We start from the raw sequence: 16,387 nt of genomic DNA, 5'->3' as shown, positions 1-16,387 counted from the left end.
AATAAAAAAAGGCGGCGCAGTGAGAACCTGCGCCGCCTTTTTTGTTGGATTACCCGGTGATTTTATTCTGTAGTGGCGCTCGGGGTCATGGGCCCGCCAAATTCAGGGTTATTTTCCACCGCCTCTTCATTGTGCTCTTCTCGCACTCGGAACCAAGCGGCATAGAGTGCTGGCAGGAACAGTAGGGTGAGTCCGGTTGCGACAATCAATCCGCCCATAATGGCGACTGCCATAGGGCCAAAGAAGTCACTGCGGGACAGTGGAATCATCGCCAATACCGCAGTCAGCGCTGTCAATACAATCGGCCTGAAGCGTCTTACCGTCGACTCGACAATTGCATCCCAGGGACTGAGGCCCTGACTGATATCCTGCTGTATCTGGTCCACCAAAATCACCGAGTTACGCATAATCATTCCCGCCAGGGCGATGGTGCCCAGCATGGCGACAAAACCAAAGGGTTTGCCAAACAGCAGCAGGAACAGGGTAACGCCGATCAGGCCCAGGGGAGCCGTGAGGAATACCATGGTGGATAGGGACATACTGCGCAATTGCAGCATCAGCAGGGTAAAGACCACCAGCACGAATAGCGGCATACCGGCATTGACCGATTTTTGCCCCCGCGCAGACTCTTCCACGGTACCACCCACTTCCAGCAAGTAGCCTGGCGGTAATTTATCGCGAATGGATTGAAGCTGAGGCCACACGGCATTGACGACGGTCGCCGGTAATTCGTCCCCATAAATATCAGCGCGCACGGTAACGGTGGGCAGGCGGTCCCGGTGCCAGATAATACCTTCCTCAAAACCGTATTCCAGGGTGGCAATCTGGTTCAACGGTACACTGCGGCCGCTGTCGGTTTGTACCGCGAGGTTACCCAACTGGCGCAGGGCATAGCGATCGTCTTCATTACCGCGCACACGCACGTCGATCAGCTCGTTATCCTCCCGGTATTGGCTCACAGTGATACCCGTTAAGGAGCTTTGCAGAGCCTGGGACAAGGTTGCACTGTTGACGCCCATGGCGCGAGCGCGGTCCTGGTCGATATTGAGGTTGATGGATTTACTGGGTTCTTCCCAGTCCAAGTGCACGTTGGTCACCTGTGGATTGTCCCGCAGGCGCTCAGCCACTTCCCGAGCCAGCCCGCGTACTTCGCGAATATGTTCGCCGGACAAGCGGAACTGCACCGGGTAGCCCACGGGTGGGCCGTTCTCCAGGCGGGACACACGGCTGCGCAGGGTGGGGAACTCCTCATTCATCGTATTGATCAGCCAGCTGCGCACTTGCTCGCGCTCTTCGACACTGCGGGTCATTACAACAAACTGGGCGAAGCTGGCAGCGGGCAGTTGCTGGTCCAAAGGCAGGTAGAAGCGCGGGGAGCCGGTGCCCACATAAGCCACGTAATTTTCCACCTGATTGTTTTGTGCCAGCAGGGTTTCCAATCTTTTGGCCTGGTGCTCGGTGGATTTCAGCGAGGCACCTTCGGCCAGCTTCAGGTCCACCATCAATTCGAGGCGTCCGGAAGAGGGGAAGAACTGTTGCGGAACCAGTTTGAACAAAGCGAGCGAGCCGACAAAAATTGCCAGGGTGGCCGCGATCACGGTTTTGCGATTGCGTAGGCACCAGGTAATAAAGCGGCGGAAGCGCTGGTAAAAGGGTTTCTGGTAGGGGTCTTTGACTTCACCGCCGTGGCCGTGTCGCGCCAGGTTTGGCAGCAGGTAGTGGCCCAGATAGGGTACAAAGACCACGGCGGCAATCCAGGAAACGATTAGCGACAGGGTGACTACCTGAAAAATAGATCGGGTGTATTCACCGGTACCGGATTGGGCGGTGGCAATCGGCAAAAAACCGGCGGCGGTAATTAGTGTACCGGTGAGCATGGGAAAGGCGGTGCTGGTCCAGGCGAAGCCGGCGGCTTTTAGCCGACTGAGCCCCTGCTCCATTTTTATCGCCATCATCTCCACCGCGATAATGGCATCGTCCACCATCAAGCCCAGGGCTAATACCAGTGCCCCCAGCGAGATCTTGTGCAGGCCGATATTGAAGTAGTGCATCAGCGCGAAGGTCATCGCCAATACCAATGGGATAGACAGCGCCACAATTAATCCGGGGCGGCTGCCGAGGGAGAAAAAACTCACCAGTAGTACGATACCCAGGGCTTCAGCCAGCACTTGCAGGAATTCGCCGACGCCGCGTTTTACAGCTGCCGGTTGGTCGGAGACCTTGCGCAGTTCCATACCTATGGGCAGGTCTTCCTGTAGTCGGGCAAAGGTTTCGTCGAGGGCTTTACCCAACTTTAAAATATCTCCCCCTTCCTTCATGGAAACGGCGAGGCCGATGGCGTCCTCTCCCATAAAGCGCATACGGGGCTGGGCCGGATCGCTAAAGCCTCGGTGGACCTGGGCAATATCTCCCAGGCGCTGGGTGCGGCCATCTGCGGTAATTGGAAACTGGCGTATTTCATTGACGGAGGTGAATTGTCCGCTCACACGGATGCGCACCCGGTCGCTGACGGTATCCACAAAGCCGCCATCGGTGACTTGGTTTTGTGCTTGCAGGGCGTTTTGAACTGCAGACAGGGGAATGCCCATGGAGGCCAATTTGGTGTTGGATATTTCCACCCAAATTTTTTCGTCCTGCAGTCCCAGTAACTCGACCTTGCCTACATCCTTAACTCGCTGAAGGGCCAGTTGCAGCCGCTCAGCGTAGTCCTTCATCAGTGCGTAATCGAAGCCACTGCCGGTGAGGGCATAAATATTGCCGAAGGTGGTGCCAAACTCATCGTTAAAAAATGGGCCCTGGATATCCGGCGGCAGGGTGTGGCGAATATCCCCCACCTTTTTGCGCACTTCATACCAGAGATCGGGAATGTCACGGGAGTGCATATCGTCCCGGGCAACAAACAATACCTGGGATTGCCCTGGACGGGAAAAAGAGGAGATACGCTGGTAGTCACCGGTCTCCAGTAATTTCTTTTCTATTCGTTCGGTAATTTGGCGGGACACATCCTCGGCACTGGCGCCGGGCCAGACGGTGTTGATCACCATCACCTTAAAGGTAAAGGGGGGATCTTCACTTTGCCCCAATTGGGTATAGGAGAAGGTTCCCAGCAGTCCCAGGACGATCATTGCGTAAAGCACCAGTGGGCGGTTTTTTAAGGCCCACTCGGAAAGGTTAAAACCCATGGCAGTTTCTCTGTTTCAAGGGCGGCTCTGCTGTTCGCGGCCGCACTTTGGAAATTGTTATCGAGGCTTTATTGGGAATTAATTTGCGCGGGCAGATTTATTGTTTCCGCGCCTTTAATTTATTCCTGATGGGCGAGAGACGGCCCCTGTTCGATGGGGCGGTTCATACGGTCCACAGGGCGCACCACCATACCTTCTTGCAATAAATGGGTACCTGCGGCGACGATCCAATCGTTGCGTTCCAACCCGGAAAATACCGAGACAAACTCCTCACCGTAGGGGCCCAGGCTGACCGGGGTTTTATGCAGCGTTTTTGTCTCTGGATTTAATACCCATACAAATGCGGCGCCATCGTCAGCACTGACTGCTGACATCGGAACTTGCAGTACATCAGTTGTTTCCGCCCTGGGGACAAATGCCCGTGCACTCTGGCCGATTTCTACACCGCTCACTTTATTTTCGAAAGCGACCCTGGCTTCAAAGGTGCGGGATATGGGATCGGCTGCCGGCGATAGTTCGCGGATGCGTGCGGGGAAAGATTGGCCCGGTTGGGACCAGAGTTCGACAGTTAGCGGTTGGCCCACTTTAAAGCGGCTGATGGATTGTTCCGGCAGGTCGATACGCACTTCCCGTTCACCATCGGCTGCCAGCTCAAAAATGCCTTGTCCTGCGGCAACGACCTGGCCGGCCTCGGCCATGCGGCGGGCGATCACGCCACTTTCCGGCGCCTTGAGTACGGCATAGGCAGCCTGGTTGCGGGCAACATCCAGCTGTGCCTTGGCCTGCTGTAGTCGCGCTTCGCTGGCTTCGAATTGGGTTTCTACGGTATCGAACTGGGAGAGGCTCACCAGCTGCTTTTCCAATAGCTTGCGGTGGCGCGAGAGTTCACTGCTAGCCAGGCGCTGGTCTGCCTCGGCGGAAGTATGGCTGGCGCGAGCTGAATCCAGTTGTAGCAGCAGGTCTTCAGTGTCCAGTTCCGCCAGGGGCTGGCCCTGTTCCACACGGTCGCCGACATTTACCAGGCGCCGCTGGATTTTCCCGCCGATACGGAAGGCCAGTGCCGGCTCGAAGCGGGCTCTTACCTCACCGGGATAGACATCGGTTTGGGCGCTGGCCAGGGTGGGGCGCACCATAACAGCGGGGCGCGGTTTGGTTTCTTGTTCCTGGGATTCAGAGGGGGCACAAGCGCTCAGCAAAAGGCTGAGTGAGAGCGCAGCGAGGATTAGCATTCGGTACATATTGGCTTCCTTCCCCGGCGCTGGCGCGTCGAGGCAGATCCGTGACTGGGTCAAGCATGGCCGGGCGGCCATCAATGTTATACTGGCGAGTATAGTATATTTAATGAACTAACGAGTCTAGTATATGGAGAGCTATGTCTGAGCAGACCCAGACGGCCGCCCAGCGCGGTCGCCCCAAGGATCCGGTGAAACGCCAAGCCATTCTGGATGCCGCCCGGGACCTGTTTTTATCCCACGGTTTTGCCGCTACCAGCGTGGATGCGGTGGCCTCGGCTGCGGGAGTATCCAAACTTACGGTCTACAGCCACTTCTCCGATAAGGAGACGCTCTTTAGCGCCGCTATTGCCTCTCGCTGCGAAATGATGATGCCCCTGCCCATCTTTGCTTTAGAAGAGGGGGAATCGGTAGAGCAGGTCCTGGAGCGTATTGGCGACGCTTTTATGGGGATGGTGGAGAGCGAGGATAGCGTGCGTCTGTTACGCCTTTTGTGTGCCCTGGCATCCCAGGAGTCGGAAATGGCCCAGCTATTTTTTGACGCAGGTCCCCAGCGGATTTTGGGGGAGATAGAGCAGCTACTGCGCAGAGCCACTCAGTTACAGATGTTGAAGGTGGATAATCCCGCCGTAGCGGCAGAAGATTTTATCGGCTTGTTGCTGGGTTGCCACCATATGCAGGTCTTGATCGGCTGCCGACAAATGTCGACACAGGAAGAGCGCCGTGAGCGCGTACAAAAAGCGGTGAGAACCTTTATGTGTGCCCACCACTAGCGCCGGGATTATTGCCTGTATTCTTGGGCTGCTCCGCCATCGCGGGGCACAGGACAATATCACTGGCTACCTGGAGCCACTCAGGTTTGTTGCGGCTGTAAACATAGCGCTCGGGATAAATAAATTCCGGTGCATCAAAGGCGCCGCCGCCAAAGCCCCGATATTCGGGTAGGAATTCCAGTGTCCAGGTGAGCGTGCTGCCGCAATTGGGGCAGAACTGGCTCTTTATCCAGCGACCGGCATCGGAGTAAAGAGTGTGGGTTTGCAAATGGCCCTGAAGAAAGGCTATTTGTTTCTTTTTGAAGTAGACCGATAAGCCGATGGGGCTACCGCTGCGCTTTCTGCACCACTGGCAAGAGCACAGGCTGACCCGGCGAGGGGAGCCGAGGGCGCGAAAGCGCAGTTGCCCGCAAACGCAGCCCCCTTCGTGATATTCCTCCACCATACTAAGTCCACCGCTGTACCGCCTTTACTAAGGTTGGCACAGCGGCGTGGGGGGAGGAATCAGGTTTTGATGCGGTATCCGGTGCGGAAAATCCACCAGACGGTGGTGAGACACAGCACCAGAAAGAGCAAAGTCATGCCGATACTCAGCCCCAGGTTAACATCGGCTACGCCGTAAAAAGCCCAGCGGAAGCCGCTGATCAAATAAACTACCGGGTTGAACAAGGTAATTTTTTGCCACATTTCCGGCAGCATACTGATCGAATAAAATGCACCGCCGAGAAAAGTGAGCGGCGTAATAATCATCAGCGGAATAACTTGCAGCTTCTGAAAGTCATCGGCCCAAACTCCGATAATAAATCCGAACAGGCTAAAAGTGACGGCAGTCAGCGCGAGGAATGTCAGCATCCACCAGGGGTGTACAATTTCGTAATCCACAAAAAAGCGAGCGGTCAGCAATATCAACAGCCCCAATAAAATGGACTTTGTCGCTGCGGCACCCACATATCCGGTGACGATTTCGAAGGAGGATATGGGAGCGGACAGTACTTCATAAATGGTGCCGGAGAATTTAGGGAAAAATATTCCGAAAGAGGCGTTGGAAATACTCTCGCTGAGCAGCGCCAGCATTACCAATCCTGGAATAATAAAGGCCCCATAACTGACCCCGTCGATATCCCCCATACGCGATCCAATCGCCGCACCAAACACAATAAAATAGAGAGATGTGGAGAGCACCGGTGAGGCGATGCTCTGCATCAGGGTGCGCCAGGTGCGGGCCATCTCAAACTTATAGATGGCGCCAATTCCATACCAATTCATGCCTGTGCCTCCTTACTGAGCTGCTCTTCCCGTTCAAGGCGGGCACCGTGAACCAAGTTGACGAAAATTTCCTCCAGGGAGCTTTCCCGGGTGTGTAAATCGCGGAATTCAATATTGGCGGCATTTAAACGGCGCAGAAATTCCGCAAGACCAGTGTCTTCGCTTTTGATATCAAAGCGATACACCAGCTGGCTGCCATCGCTGCTGAGACTGAGTGGCAGGTCAGCAAGACTCTCTGGAATTTGTTGCAGTGGTGTGGGCAATTGCAGGCTGAGTTCTTTCTCCCCCATTTTCTTCATCAATGCATTTTTCTCCTCAACCAGAACCAGTTGGCCGTGATTGATAACACCGACACGATCGGCCATTTCCTCGGCCTCTTCGATATAGTGGGTGGTGAGGATAACGGTTACCCCCGACTCTTTCAGTTCGCGCACCATTTGCCACATATCCTGGCGTAGCTCCACATCGACCCCGGCAGTGGGTTCGTCGAGGAAGAGCACATTGGGCTCGTGGGATAGCGCCTTGGCGATCATCAGGCGGCGCTTCATTCCTCCTGAAAGCGTAATAATTTTGTTATCTTTTTTTTCCCACAGGGATAGCTGCCGTAGAATTTTCTCCAGGTAGGCGGGATTGGGAGCCTTGCCGAATAGACCGCGGCTGAATTTCACTGCCGCCCAAACGGTTTCAAAGGCATCGGTGGATATCTCCTGGGGCACCAGACCAATCTCATTGCGGGCATTGCGATAGTCCCGCTGAATATTGTAACCATTGACGGTGACCTCACCGCAGCTTGGATTTACGATGCCGCAGATAATGCTGATCATGGTTGTCTTGCCCGCACCATTGGGGCCGAGCAAGGCAAAGAGTTCTCCCCGCTGAATTTCCAGGTCGATATTCTTCAGGGCGGTAAACCCCTCGGCATAGGTTTTTCCCAAGCCTTTGATGGAAATAATCGATTCCACTTTTTCTCCTTGCCAAAATTACCGTACGGCTTTGGCTGTGTGTTGTCAGGTGGATTTATCGGGCAGAAAGGAGGAATACCTTTCCTGTCGGATCAGTTTCCCGATCCCAGCCCGGAAGTATATGCCAATGAGAATTCTTTTTTAATTTTAATGATGTATATCAAAGCTGCGCTGGAGGCGGCGAACATCAAAATTAAAGCCATGGATGAGAATGCACTGGAATATCCCATGTTATCAATCCAGGGCTGGCTGATGAAAGGCGAAATAAATTGCCCAAGAAAAATTCCAGTCGTCAGAAATCCCGCAGTTTTCCCTCTTTTTGACTCCGGAGCAGACTCGAGAGCCGTAGAAAAGATATGTGGTATCAGGGTACCCATTCCAAGTCCGTAGAGGGCAATAAAAGCAACTATTTCTGTCAGGTTTTGAGCGCCGGCGAGGAGCCCAAAGCTGGCGGCCATAATAGTAAAGCTTGCGACAAAAACGCCGAGCACTCCCAGTCGATTCCGGGCTCGCCGGTAAATCAATAATGAGGCGATGGCTCCCATAACATTACTGGAGGCGATAGCCATAGCAATAAGGCTGGGTGAAGAAATTTCTATCTCGCGCAAGTAAAAAGGGATCTGAGTTGGAATCAGGGTAAAAGCCAGGCTATTTAAAGTTGCCGCCGCCAGTAGTGCATAAAATGCAAGCGGGTTATCCTGCTTTTCTTTTTTGGGGTCTCTGTGCTTGAAAGGCCTTACTCGCATGGGCTCCCAAAGGAAAATTTTAACTGCTGGAACTAGTAGTAAGGCCAACAAGTAAATTGCGAAGGGGGCGCGCCAATGTAAGCTGGCCAGTAGTCCGCCCAGGGTTAGAAATACGACCCCACCGATACTGATAAAAGTACTCTGCTGGCTCAAATAAGTTAGGCGTTGCTCCCGGCTGAAATAATCCCCCACCAGGGCTGTTACCGAGGTCATTGTTCCGGCCACGGCAACTCCCAATAGTAAGCGGCTAGTCAGGATACCTGCGAGACTATCCTGAAATAGGGCTAGTAGACCGGATAGTCCATAGAGTACCAGGGCTGCTTTCAATAATTGCAGGCGGCCATGGCGATCAGCAATCCAGCCTGCTAATGGAGCGCAGAGGGCGATGCTCAAAGCGGGCAGGGTCACTACCAGTCGGCTCCACAAATCACTATTGGGTGTCCCTGAGAAATACTGCTGCAGTGCAGGTAGTGACGGGGCTACAGTGGCCCCCGACATGATAGTGAGTGCTGCCAGGCACAGTAATGTGATACGGCTCTGAGACGGTATCCCGCTGGTCGTGTGCTTCATGATTATTAGTCGCTGTTTCTAAGGAGCCACTGAATAACTCCGTGATACCTCTGGCTTGCAGAGCGGTTCACAATCAAGGCGCGGCTTCGCAGGAATGTCTAGACCTTTCAAGAGGTCGCAACGCGGAGTGTGAATCGCTCTGCAAGCCCCGAAGGGCGGGCCTTGAAGGCCACAGCTGCTGCGTTGCAGCTCTTGCAAAGGGCTACGGCCATTTGCGGCGAGCTGCGCCTAACATCTGCAGCCTTCAAGACCCGCAGAGGCATTACGGAGTTATTCAGTGGCTCCCTAGGTCCCTGGGTTTCTCTTCGCGGTATCTCCAGACTCGCGTATTTCAGTAGCAAATTTGGGGTTCAGGCTTGCAGCTGCCACTAGTAGTAAGAACAGGTTGGGGTTGGCTTGACCGGCTGGTTGCGCAACGCCGTTTGCTTGGTGCTTTTCCATCACTTTTCTCCCTCGCTTGCATTAGGTTGCGCAGCAGTGTAAAACCTCAACCAATGTTTAGGTCAATGGTTGGTGGGCGTTTTTATGGCAGCTGAAGAATCGGCCGAAAAAGGAGCGGTTAAGTCAAAGCAAATCAAGCGGGAGCTGACTGTTGGCGAAGTGGCCGAGCGCAGCGGCGTGGCAGTCAGCGCCCTGCATTTCTATGAAAGCAAAGGCCTGATTGCCAGCTGGCGGACCTCGGGAAATCAAAGGCGTTACTCGCGGGATGTGTTGCGCCGAGTGGCCATTATCAAGGTGGCACAGAGCACCGGTATTCCCCTGTCAGAAATACGCGAGGCCTTCGGGGAACTTCCTAATAAGCGCACTCCCAATGCGGGGGATTGGTCATCACTCTCTTCTCACTGGCGTGAAGAGTTGGATCAGCGTATCCAGCAGTTAACCAAGTTGCGCGATGACCTTGAGGGATGTATTGGCTGTGGTTGTTTGTCTATGCAGAAATGCCCTTTACGGAATCCCGGGGATGAAGCTGCGGAGCAGGGAGGGGGAGCTCGCTATTTGGATTTGACCGAGTAGGAAAGTGGTAGCAATACACGAGTACTGCTACCAACTCGCAAGGCGTACCTTTATCACTGCTAAAAAGGCTGATAGCGGTTTTCCGGCGCTCACTTCAGGAGAAAATCTTCTCGTAAAACGCCAGTGTTCCCCGCCAGGCGTCCTCAGCGGCTTCACGGTTATAGGCCAGCGGCAGGCCGAACTTTTCTCCCCGGTCTGTCGCACAAGGGTTGGTAAATCCGTGTAGGACTCCAGGGTAACTGACCAGAGTTAACTTTGCGTTGGACTCTTGCATCTCAGTTACAAACTGGCCGACCTGGTCCGGTGGGACCATCACATCGGCGCCACCGGTGTAGACTTGTATTTCGGGTTTGATAGGTTCGTTCTGTGCAGGCGTACTTCTAGCCAGGGCGCCGTGGTAACTGACAACGCCGCGCAAGTCTACTCCAATTCGAGCCATGGCGAGTACGACTCCGCCGCCAAAACAATAGCCCTGTGCTGCGATCTGGTCCGGGTCTGCTAGGGGCTGTTGCTGGAGCAGTGATAATGCTGTGCGAAAGCGCGCCTCGAGGGCCACCGGATCTTTCAGGGCTTCATCCCTGAACTGTTGTGCCTCCTGTGGATCATCGGTCTGTTTGCCTGCGCCAAACATATCTACCGCAAAAGCGAGGTAGCCGCAGTTGGCCAGTTTCTCCGCCTGCTCGCGGACAAAGGCATTGTGACCCCACCATTCGTGTACCAGTAAAACCCCCGGCCGTTTGTTACTGATATTTTCATCCCATGCGAGATATCCGCAAAAAGTGTCACCGTTTACGGTGTAGTCAATTACTTCCGCTTCCATAGTGAATCGCCTGGCTGATCGAGAAAGAGTCGTTGGGAAACCGGTAAGGGCCCGGCTACTCCGCAAGCGTGGCACAAACTTCAGTTGTTGCCAGTGGGTGGTCCTTTCAGCTCAATCACATTGTCCTCGGGATCTGAGATGTAAATTGACAGGCCAATTCCATCGGCGCCAAAGCGTTCTTCTGCTGGCGAAAACTTTACCTGTTCCTGCGCTAAAAAGGCTTGAATACTCTCCGGATTAAAGGGTTCAACCCGGAAGCAAAAATGATCCAGGTTCCGCCCTTCCTTTCCTGGTGCTGCTCCCCCTCTCTGGCCTATAGGTTTATCAACTGGCACTAAATCTATCATGCAAGTGCCTGCGCGGAGTTGGTAGAGGCCAATATCGTCCCGTTGGCGCACAATGCTGCATCCAAGAATATTTTGGTAAAAGTCGAGCATGGGTTTTAGAGATTGGACACGCAATACAATATGGTCAATATGGTGGAGCTTAATCATAGGCGGCCCAAGCTTAGTTTTTACTAAGACTAGGTGGACCCTAAGGTAGTTGTCGAGTGAATTAAATGTTAGAGATTTTCTAGTTAATCTGTAAAAGTCTGGCTGTAGAGAAGGTAGGTAGCGCAAATAATCAGAAGGCTCCCCATTGATTTGTTAAATATTTTGCGCCGGTATTGACTCTCTAATAGTAAGCGAGCCCGATCTCCGGCAATAGCCCAAGTACTTAATGATATGTAGCAAACCAGAAAGTAAATCAGGGTAAATGTGAGTAAATTGCTGTGGTTATCGCTGCTGGAGAAAATAGCCACTCCAGAAAGGCAGGCGATCCAGGCCTTTGGGTTAAACCATTGCAATAAAAACCCCTGGTAAAAGCGTGGCTCCTGTAACCGCTCAATATCTGCATGATTAGCAGGTGCAGCCGCTGTTTGGTAGCCGATAAAGGCCACATAAATTGATCCTGGTATCGCAACATATCGTAGTAACTGGGGATAAATTTCTATTACCTGATAGAGCCCAAGGCCCATAGCTGCAAGTAACAGTGTAAAGCCTATTGTGGCTCCTGATACAAAGGGCAAGGTGCGGATAAATCCATAATTCACCCCGGAGGAAATGATAACCATATTGACCGGCCCCGGTGTAATGGACATAGCCAGGGAAAACCCAAACATAGCAAGAAGTAGTGACATTCGCTGCTCCTGGCAGTTATCAATTGTTTGGAGACTTTAATGGCCTGGTAGGAAAATGATTAGATACTTAAAACTGAAATATATTGTTTATAAAAATTTACTTACTAAAAAGGGAGAAGGAAAGAATACATTGAACTCGGGACCCTATGAGGCATGGATGCCGATTAGGAGCTTACAGGGATGTATTCACTGCGTGTCTCGAGTACGGTGCATTCTTTCCTTTCACCCCAGTAGTAAGTATGGACGAGTGTGCTGCACGAGACTGGATGCCGATTAGGTGCTAACAGCAATATATTCACAGATCTTCGCAAGAGCGGTGTATCCTTTCCTGTTGACCCAGAAGTACCTTTAGAGAATTCATAGGGAGTTGCTATTGTGCTAAAGGATATTCGCTATTTACTGGTGTTTGCCAAGGTTGTGGAAAGCGGCTCTTTTAGAGGCGCTTCTTCGGAACTGGATATTTCTGTCGCCAGCGTTAGTTCCTATGTGGCGAGGTTAGAGGAAAGTCTTGGGGTTGCGTTCTTGTATCGCAATACCCGCAAGTTGTCCCTGACCGAAGATGGGGAAAAGATTTATAAAACGGCACAGAAGATATTGGATTTGTACGCCGATGGTCTCGGAGAATACAAAGCGCGAGAGGAACGCAGTATCAGTCGGCTTAAAATTGCAATCCCCGCCGTTTTGATCCACAGCCGCTTGCTGAGCAAAATAGTGGGCTTTGTCCGGCGGGATCTGGGTATTCATTTACAAATTCAATGCAGCGACCAGCACGAGGATGTAATTGGCGGTGGTTTTGACTTGGCAATTCGTCTGGGTAATATGCCTGACAGCAATTTGAAAGCGCGTAAGATATTTGAACTAGAGCGGGGGTTAATTGCCAGTGGCGATATGCTGGATCGTTATGGTTTTCCGAGTCATCCTCGCGACCTTGCAGTTTGGCCCTGGATTGGGCTGAAAATGCGGCCCAATCACCGGCGATTTCTGCATCGGCAGCAGGGCGAATATGAAGTTAGCTACGCTCCGGTAGCGACTGTCGACAGTGTTGAAGGGGCTTATCGATTAACGAGCTGCGGCCTGGGACTATCGGCGCCACCTAGATTTCTAATAAGTGCACAGGATGATGTACAAGAATTATTGCCAGACTGGCAGCTTCCGAATTTACCCGCCTATGCAGTTAGACCTTCAAACGGAGTCTCCGAAGGTCCTATACAGAAACTGATTGATTATTTGGCCGATAGTGATACCCAGCTTGCTGCCTGCCATCCTCGCGATTTAACGCAAAAGCTAGCTGCAGAAGCGGTTGATTGTCCCGGAAGGTTCTCAATAGCTCGGTAGAGGCCTCTGCCGTCAAGGTTGGTCACTTGCGGGCAGAGGTTCTTTTATTCATGGGGGAATTTAAAACCTTACTGCGGAATAAATTCCTGAACCATATTTATTTGGGCATTACTGCTTATTTCTACCGGATCTTGCTTTACCGGAGTTGACTCCATGGATGTGTCTTCAGAGGCGTTAACTGTGCGAATAATGCTGGAAATTTCTGGTTTGCAGGAACCGCAGCTGGTACCGCAGCCAAGGGTTTCTCCCAGTGCTTCGACAGTGTTAATGCCTTGGGCGATGGCCTCCTCTATCTGTGGCCGGGAAACCTGGAGGCAGGTACAAATCATCTTCACACCGGGCTTTATGGGATGAAGCAGTTGCCCCGGTGATTCAGGCAGGGGAGTGGCCAGGTAGTTTTCCAGGTGCTGTCGGCTGGGTAATTGGTGCCAGTTTCTACCAGAGAAAATCAGCAGTTTTAAGCTATTATCGTAGGCGATCCAGCGCTGACTTTTAGGGGTAACCAATTCCTGCCAGAACAATTGGGGCTGGTCGTTCATTATCTTGGATGCCAGATCCCGCCCGTGGATAAGTTGGTTCGCGGCAATTTCATAGCGAAAGCCATTTTCCAAGGGGACTCGATACCAGTGCAGGATACTGCTGTCGTTGGACTGCTGTAACCAATCCCATACTCTATCGGCAGTCTCTTCGGCACAGATCATTGTGGCAAAGTATTCAGCTGCCAGGGGACTGACACTAACGGGAACCTGTTTGAATTCAGGTTGACCGGAATAGGGATCAATACTGGAGTCCGCCAGGGCACTGGGCTTGGAATCCTGTGAGAAGGTTTCACTCCAGTGAATGGGGGCAAAGATCTCCCCTCTTTTTTGCCCGCCGTTGAGAGCGGCGCGGCCGACCATTTTAGATGAGGCGCTGTTTAACCGAACTAATTCCCCATCTTTAACCTGGAAGCGAGCGGCATCCTTGGGGTTTATTTGTATTTCCGGCAGTTCGCTGTGATCGAGTAATTTTCTTACCCGCCCGGTTCGGGTCATGGTATGCCACTGGTCGCGCATACGGCCGGTATTGAGCCATATAGGATACTCGCCACTGATCTGCTGTTCCGGAGGCTGCGGCGCTATGGGGATAAAGCGAGCACGCTTGTCCGGGGTAAAAAACTGTCCACTGGTGAATAAGCGTTTGCACCCGGCTGGATGCTCCTGGTTGACCGGCCACTGTACCGGGGCCAGTGCATCGTATTCACTGCGATTGATATTGGCGAGTGCGGAGATATCAAAAGCCCTGGAGCCGTGGTTTTCGAAGCCGGAAAGCTGGGCGTGCTCACGAAAAATATCGGCGGGGTGTGAATAATTAAACTGATCTCCATAACCCAGATGCTGGGCCAGTCCGCACAGGGCTTGCCAGTCGTGGCGAGCTTCTCCCGCTGGGGATAAAAATCCACGTTGCCGAGAGATACGTCGTTCTGCATTGGTGACAGTGCCGTTTTTTTCTCCCCAGCCCGTTGCGGGAAGTAGCAAATCGGCACAGCGAGCGGTATCGGTATTGGCAATGCAGTCGGAGACAATAACCAACGGGCATTTCTGTAGTGCGGCTTTGACTCTATCGGCTTCGGGCATACTGACGGCGGGGTTGGTAGCCATAATCCAAATGGCTTTAATTTTTCCGCTTTCTACCGCGCGGAACATATCCACAGCCTTCATTCCCGGCTTGGTAGCAATTTGATCGGAATTCCAGAATCGTGATACCCGGTCAATATCCTGCTCGTTAAACTCCATATGTGCGGCGAGGGTATTGGCAAGTCCGCCCACCTCGCGTCCACCCATCGCGTTGGGTTGGCCGGTAATAGAAAATGGTCCTGCACCAATTTTGCCCACGCGTCCGGTGGCTAAATGGCAGTTTATGATTGCGTTATTTTTATCAGTGCCGCTGCTGGACTGATTGATTCCCATGGAATAAAAACTAATGGTCTTTTCTGTTGCTGCAAATGCCTGAAAAAATTCCAATAGTTTTTCGATAGATATGCCACAGGTGGCCGCAGTTAATTCTGGTGACCAGTCTTGAGCCGCAGCTAAGGTATCGGCAAATCCCTGTGTATGATTTTTTATATAGCCGGTATCTAGATAATAGTGCCGGCTGAGAAAACGCAGTAGTCCATTGAATAGTGCCGCATCAGTGCCGGGTTTAATTGCCAGGTGCAGATCTGCCATTTCACTGGTAGCGCTGCCACGGGGGTCGATAACGACAAGCTTTGCAGCACCTGCCTGCATTCGCTGGAATAAGATCGGATGTGTCCAGGCTGCATTGGAACCGACAAGCACGATAAGTTCAGCCTGTTCCAGATCCTCATAGGAGCAGGGAACCGCATCGGCACCAAATGCGCGTTTATATCCCACCACCGCAGAGGCCATACAAAGTCGGGAATTGGTATCAATATTGGCAGAGCCAATAAATCCCTTCATTAACTTGTTGGCTACATAGTAGTCTTCGGTGAGAAGCTGACCGGACAGATAAAAAGCTACCGAGTCAGGGCCATGGTCGTGAATTGTCTGCTTAAAGGCATCGGCCATATAAGACAGTGCAGTATCCCAGTCACAATCTTTTCCGTGCAGGCGAGGGTGCAGGAGACGGCCGTGTTCGCCCAGCGTTTCGCCGAGCGCAGAACCTTTAACGCACAATTTGCCGAAATTTGAAGGGTGCTGGGAGTCGCCACTAACAGTAATCGCTGTAGTATTTGCGCGCTCTTCCCTGTTAACCGAAACCCCACAACCGACACCACAATAGGGGCAGGTAGTGCAGGAGCGGTGCGCGCTCAGAAATTCCTGTACTGCCATTACTGTAGCTTATTGTTGCCGATGTAAACCGTGTTCCCACTAAATGCCAGCGGGTAGGTGGCAAGCTTGATATCGCTGTCTTCCATGCAGACTCCATCGCTAAGGCGGAAATGGTTTTTATACATTGGGGAAGCAATGGTTAATTCCCCTTCCAACTCCGCAATAATTCCTCTTGCAATCACACCAGCTTGTGCGATTGGGTCCCAGTTGTCAACGGCATAAAGCTGTTGTTCCTGGTCGGGTAAAAAAAACAGGGCGATGCTTCTTTGATAGACAGTTTTAGTCACTGTATTCAAAGCCTTCGTTGGGTATACGGAGGTATCGCCCCAAAGCGCACATACCCCAGAGTTGGTGACCAAATCTGATCGCTGACAGATTGGAGACCATTGGGGGTGGGTTATGGCAACTGAATTTGGGGGAGTTTCTTGCAGGGCAGCCAGGCTCATAATAATTTCCTCACAATGGATGGAAAGGAT

General features: G+C 52.5%; 15 protein-coding genes. 3 read left to right on the top strand and 12 right to left on the bottom strand.

Translation table 11 applies throughout. From position 1 onward, the window contains the following. Nucleotides 1-62: 62 nt before the first annotated feature. Nucleotides 63-3,182, bottom strand: coding sequence for an efflux RND transporter permease subunit (locus tag ACJJIE_RS13050; RefSeq protein ID WP_444891969.1), 3,120 nt, complete (start codon nucleotides 3,180-3,182; stop codon nucleotides 63-65). Between the two features lie 119 nt (nucleotides 3,183-3,301). Continuing rightward, nucleotides 3,302-4,420: an efflux RND transporter periplasmic adaptor subunit gene (locus ACJJIE_RS13045; RefSeq protein WP_444891968.1), complete on the bottom strand. Its 1,119-nt coding sequence runs from the start codon at nucleotides 4,418-4,420 to the stop codon at nucleotides 3,302-3,304. A gap of 134 nt (nucleotides 4,421-4,554) precedes the next feature. On the opposite strand from ACJJIE_RS13045, the gene ACJJIE_RS13040 reads away from it, so the two are divergent. Further along, on the top strand, nucleotides 4,555-5,187 hold the full coding sequence (locus tag ACJJIE_RS13040; protein ID WP_444891967.1) for a TetR/AcrR family transcriptional regulator: 633 nt from the start codon (nucleotides 4,555-4,557) through the stop codon (nucleotides 5,185-5,187). On the opposite strand, the gene ACJJIE_RS13035 is transcribed toward ACJJIE_RS13040, so the two are convergent. From ACJJIE_RS13035 to ACJJIE_RS13015, 5 genes are all read right to left on the bottom strand, one after another. Further along, nucleotides 5,168-5,632: a GFA family protein gene (locus tag ACJJIE_RS13035; protein ID WP_444891966.1), complete on the bottom strand. Its 465-nt coding sequence runs from the start codon at nucleotides 5,630-5,632 to the stop codon at nucleotides 5,168-5,170. The two genes, ACJJIE_RS13040 and ACJJIE_RS13035, sit on opposite strands and share 20 nt — an antisense overlap. A gap of 59 nt (nucleotides 5,633-5,691) precedes the next feature. Next, a complete protein-coding gene (locus tag ACJJIE_RS13030) occupies nucleotides 5,692-6,453 on the bottom strand; it encodes an ABC transporter permease (RefSeq protein ID WP_413663248.1) in 762 nt (253 codons plus the stop codon). Further along, nucleotides 6,450-7,415 (bottom strand): ABC transporter ATP-binding protein, encoded by a 966-nt coding sequence (locus tag ACJJIE_RS13025; protein ID WP_413663247.1) that lies wholly within the window; start codon nucleotides 7,413-7,415, stop codon nucleotides 6,450-6,452. Before ACJJIE_RS13025 ends, ACJJIE_RS13030 begins: the two co-directional genes overlap by 4 nt. A 92-nt stretch (nucleotides 7,416-7,507) precedes the next feature. Further along, nucleotides 7,508-8,731 (bottom strand): MFS transporter, encoded by a 1,224-nt coding sequence (locus ACJJIE_RS13020; RefSeq protein ID WP_444891965.1) that lies wholly within the window; start codon nucleotides 8,729-8,731, stop codon nucleotides 7,508-7,510. A 285-nt stretch (nucleotides 8,732-9,016) separates the two neighbouring features. Next, nucleotides 9,017-9,172, bottom strand: a complete 156-nt coding sequence (locus ACJJIE_RS13015; RefSeq protein ID WP_444891964.1) for a hypothetical protein — start codon at nucleotides 9,170-9,172, stop codon at nucleotides 9,017-9,019. 84 nt (nucleotides 9,173-9,256) lie between these two features. Here ACJJIE_RS13015 and soxR point away from each other — a divergent pair, with 84 nt between their 5' ends. Then, nucleotides 9,257-9,745, top strand: coding sequence for a redox-sensitive transcriptional activator SoxR (gene soxR / locus ACJJIE_RS13010; protein ID WP_282931344.1), 489 nt, complete (start codon nucleotides 9,257-9,259; stop codon nucleotides 9,743-9,745). A gap of 94 nt (nucleotides 9,746-9,839) precedes the next feature. On the opposite strand, the gene ACJJIE_RS13005 is transcribed toward soxR, so the two are convergent. From ACJJIE_RS13005 to ACJJIE_RS12995, 3 genes are all read right to left on the bottom strand, one after another. Continuing rightward, the gene (locus ACJJIE_RS13005; protein ID WP_282931345.1) at nucleotides 9,840-10,565 is read right to left on the bottom strand and encodes a dienelactone hydrolase family protein; all 726 of its coding nucleotides are present in this window, start codon (nucleotides 10,563-10,565) and stop codon (nucleotides 9,840-9,842) included. Nucleotides 10,566-10,645: 80 nt separating this feature from the next. Then, on the bottom strand, nucleotides 10,646-11,059 hold the full coding sequence (locus ACJJIE_RS13000; protein WP_282931346.1) for a VOC family protein: 414 nt from the start codon (nucleotides 11,057-11,059) through the stop codon (nucleotides 10,646-10,648). An 83-nt stretch (nucleotides 11,060-11,142) separates the two neighbouring features. After that, nucleotides 11,143-11,745, bottom strand: coding sequence for a LysE family translocator (locus ACJJIE_RS12995; RefSeq protein WP_444891963.1), 603 nt, complete (start codon nucleotides 11,743-11,745; stop codon nucleotides 11,143-11,145). A gap of 375 nt (nucleotides 11,746-12,120) precedes the next feature. On the opposite strand from ACJJIE_RS12995, the gene ACJJIE_RS12990 reads away from it, so the two are divergent. After that, the gene (locus ACJJIE_RS12990) at nucleotides 12,121-13,080 is read left to right on the top strand and encodes a LysR family transcriptional regulator (protein WP_444891962.1); all 960 of its coding nucleotides are present in this window, start codon (nucleotides 12,121-12,123) and stop codon (nucleotides 13,078-13,080) included. Nucleotides 13,081-13,148: 68 nt separating this feature from the next. Here the strand turns inward: ACJJIE_RS12990 and ACJJIE_RS12985 are convergent, their stop codons facing one another. Continuing rightward, nucleotides 13,149-15,911, bottom strand: coding sequence for a nitrate reductase (locus ACJJIE_RS12985; protein WP_444891961.1), 2,763 nt, complete (start codon nucleotides 15,909-15,911; stop codon nucleotides 13,149-13,151). Next, nucleotides 15,911-16,357: a nitrite reductase small subunit NirD gene (nirD, locus tag ACJJIE_RS12980; protein WP_413663240.1), complete on the bottom strand. Its 447-nt coding sequence runs from the start codon at nucleotides 16,355-16,357 to the stop codon at nucleotides 15,911-15,913. Before nirD ends, ACJJIE_RS12985 begins: the two co-directional genes overlap by 1 nt. Between the last annotated feature and the right edge of the window lie 30 nt (nucleotides 16,358-16,387).

The sequence above is a fragment of the Microbulbifer maximicatervae (SeqCode) genome (assembly GCF_052467325.1).
Note: the sequence above shows the minus strand (reverse complement) of the source record. Positions and strands in the feature narration are given on the sequence as shown.

Coding starts and splice junctions, on each gene's coding strand:
- ACJJIE_RS13000 (WP_282931346.1), bottom strand. CDS start 11,059: ATGATTAAGCTCCACCATATTGACCATATTGTATTGCGTGTCCAATCT.
- ACJJIE_RS13015 (WP_444891964.1), bottom strand. CDS start 9,172: ATGGAAAAGCACCAAGCAAACGGCGTTGCGCAACCAGCCGGTCAAGCC.
- ACJJIE_RS13050 (WP_444891969.1), bottom strand. CDS start 3,182: ATGGGTTTTAACCTTTCCGAGTGGGCCTTAAAAAACCGCCCACTGGTG.
- ACJJIE_RS13005 (WP_282931345.1), bottom strand. CDS start 10,565: ATGGAAGCGGAAGTAATTGACTACACCGTAAACGGTGACACTTTTTGC.
- nirD (WP_413663240.1), bottom strand. CDS start 16,357: ATGAGCCTGGCTGCCCTGCAAGAAACTCCCCCAAATTCAGTTGCCATA.
- ACJJIE_RS12995 (WP_444891963.1), bottom strand. CDS start 11,745: ATGTCACTACTTCTTGCTATGTTTGGGTTTTCCCTGGCTATGTCCATT.
- ACJJIE_RS12985 (WP_444891961.1), bottom strand. CDS start 15,911: ATGGCAGTACAGGAATTTCTGAGCGCGCACCGCTCCTGCACTACCTGC.
- ACJJIE_RS13030 (WP_413663248.1), bottom strand. CDS start 6,453: ATGAATTGGTATGGAATTGGCGCCATCTATAAGTTTGAGATGGCCCGC.
- ACJJIE_RS13035 (WP_444891966.1), bottom strand. CDS start 5,632: ATGGTGGAGGAATATCACGAAGGGGGCTGCGTTTGCGGGCAACTGCGC.
- soxR (WP_282931344.1), top strand. CDS start 9,257: ATGGCAGCTGAAGAATCGGCCGAAAAAGGAGCGGTTAAGTCAAAGCAA.
- ACJJIE_RS13040 (WP_444891967.1), top strand. CDS start 4,555: ATGTCTGAGCAGACCCAGACGGCCGCCCAGCGCGGTCGCCCCAAGGAT.
- ACJJIE_RS13020 (WP_444891965.1), bottom strand. CDS start 8,731: ATGAAGCACACGACCAGCGGGATACCGTCTCAGAGCCGTATCACATTA.
- ACJJIE_RS13045 (WP_444891968.1), bottom strand. CDS start 4,420: ATGTACCGAATGCTAATCCTCGCTGCGCTCTCACTCAGCCTTTTGCTG.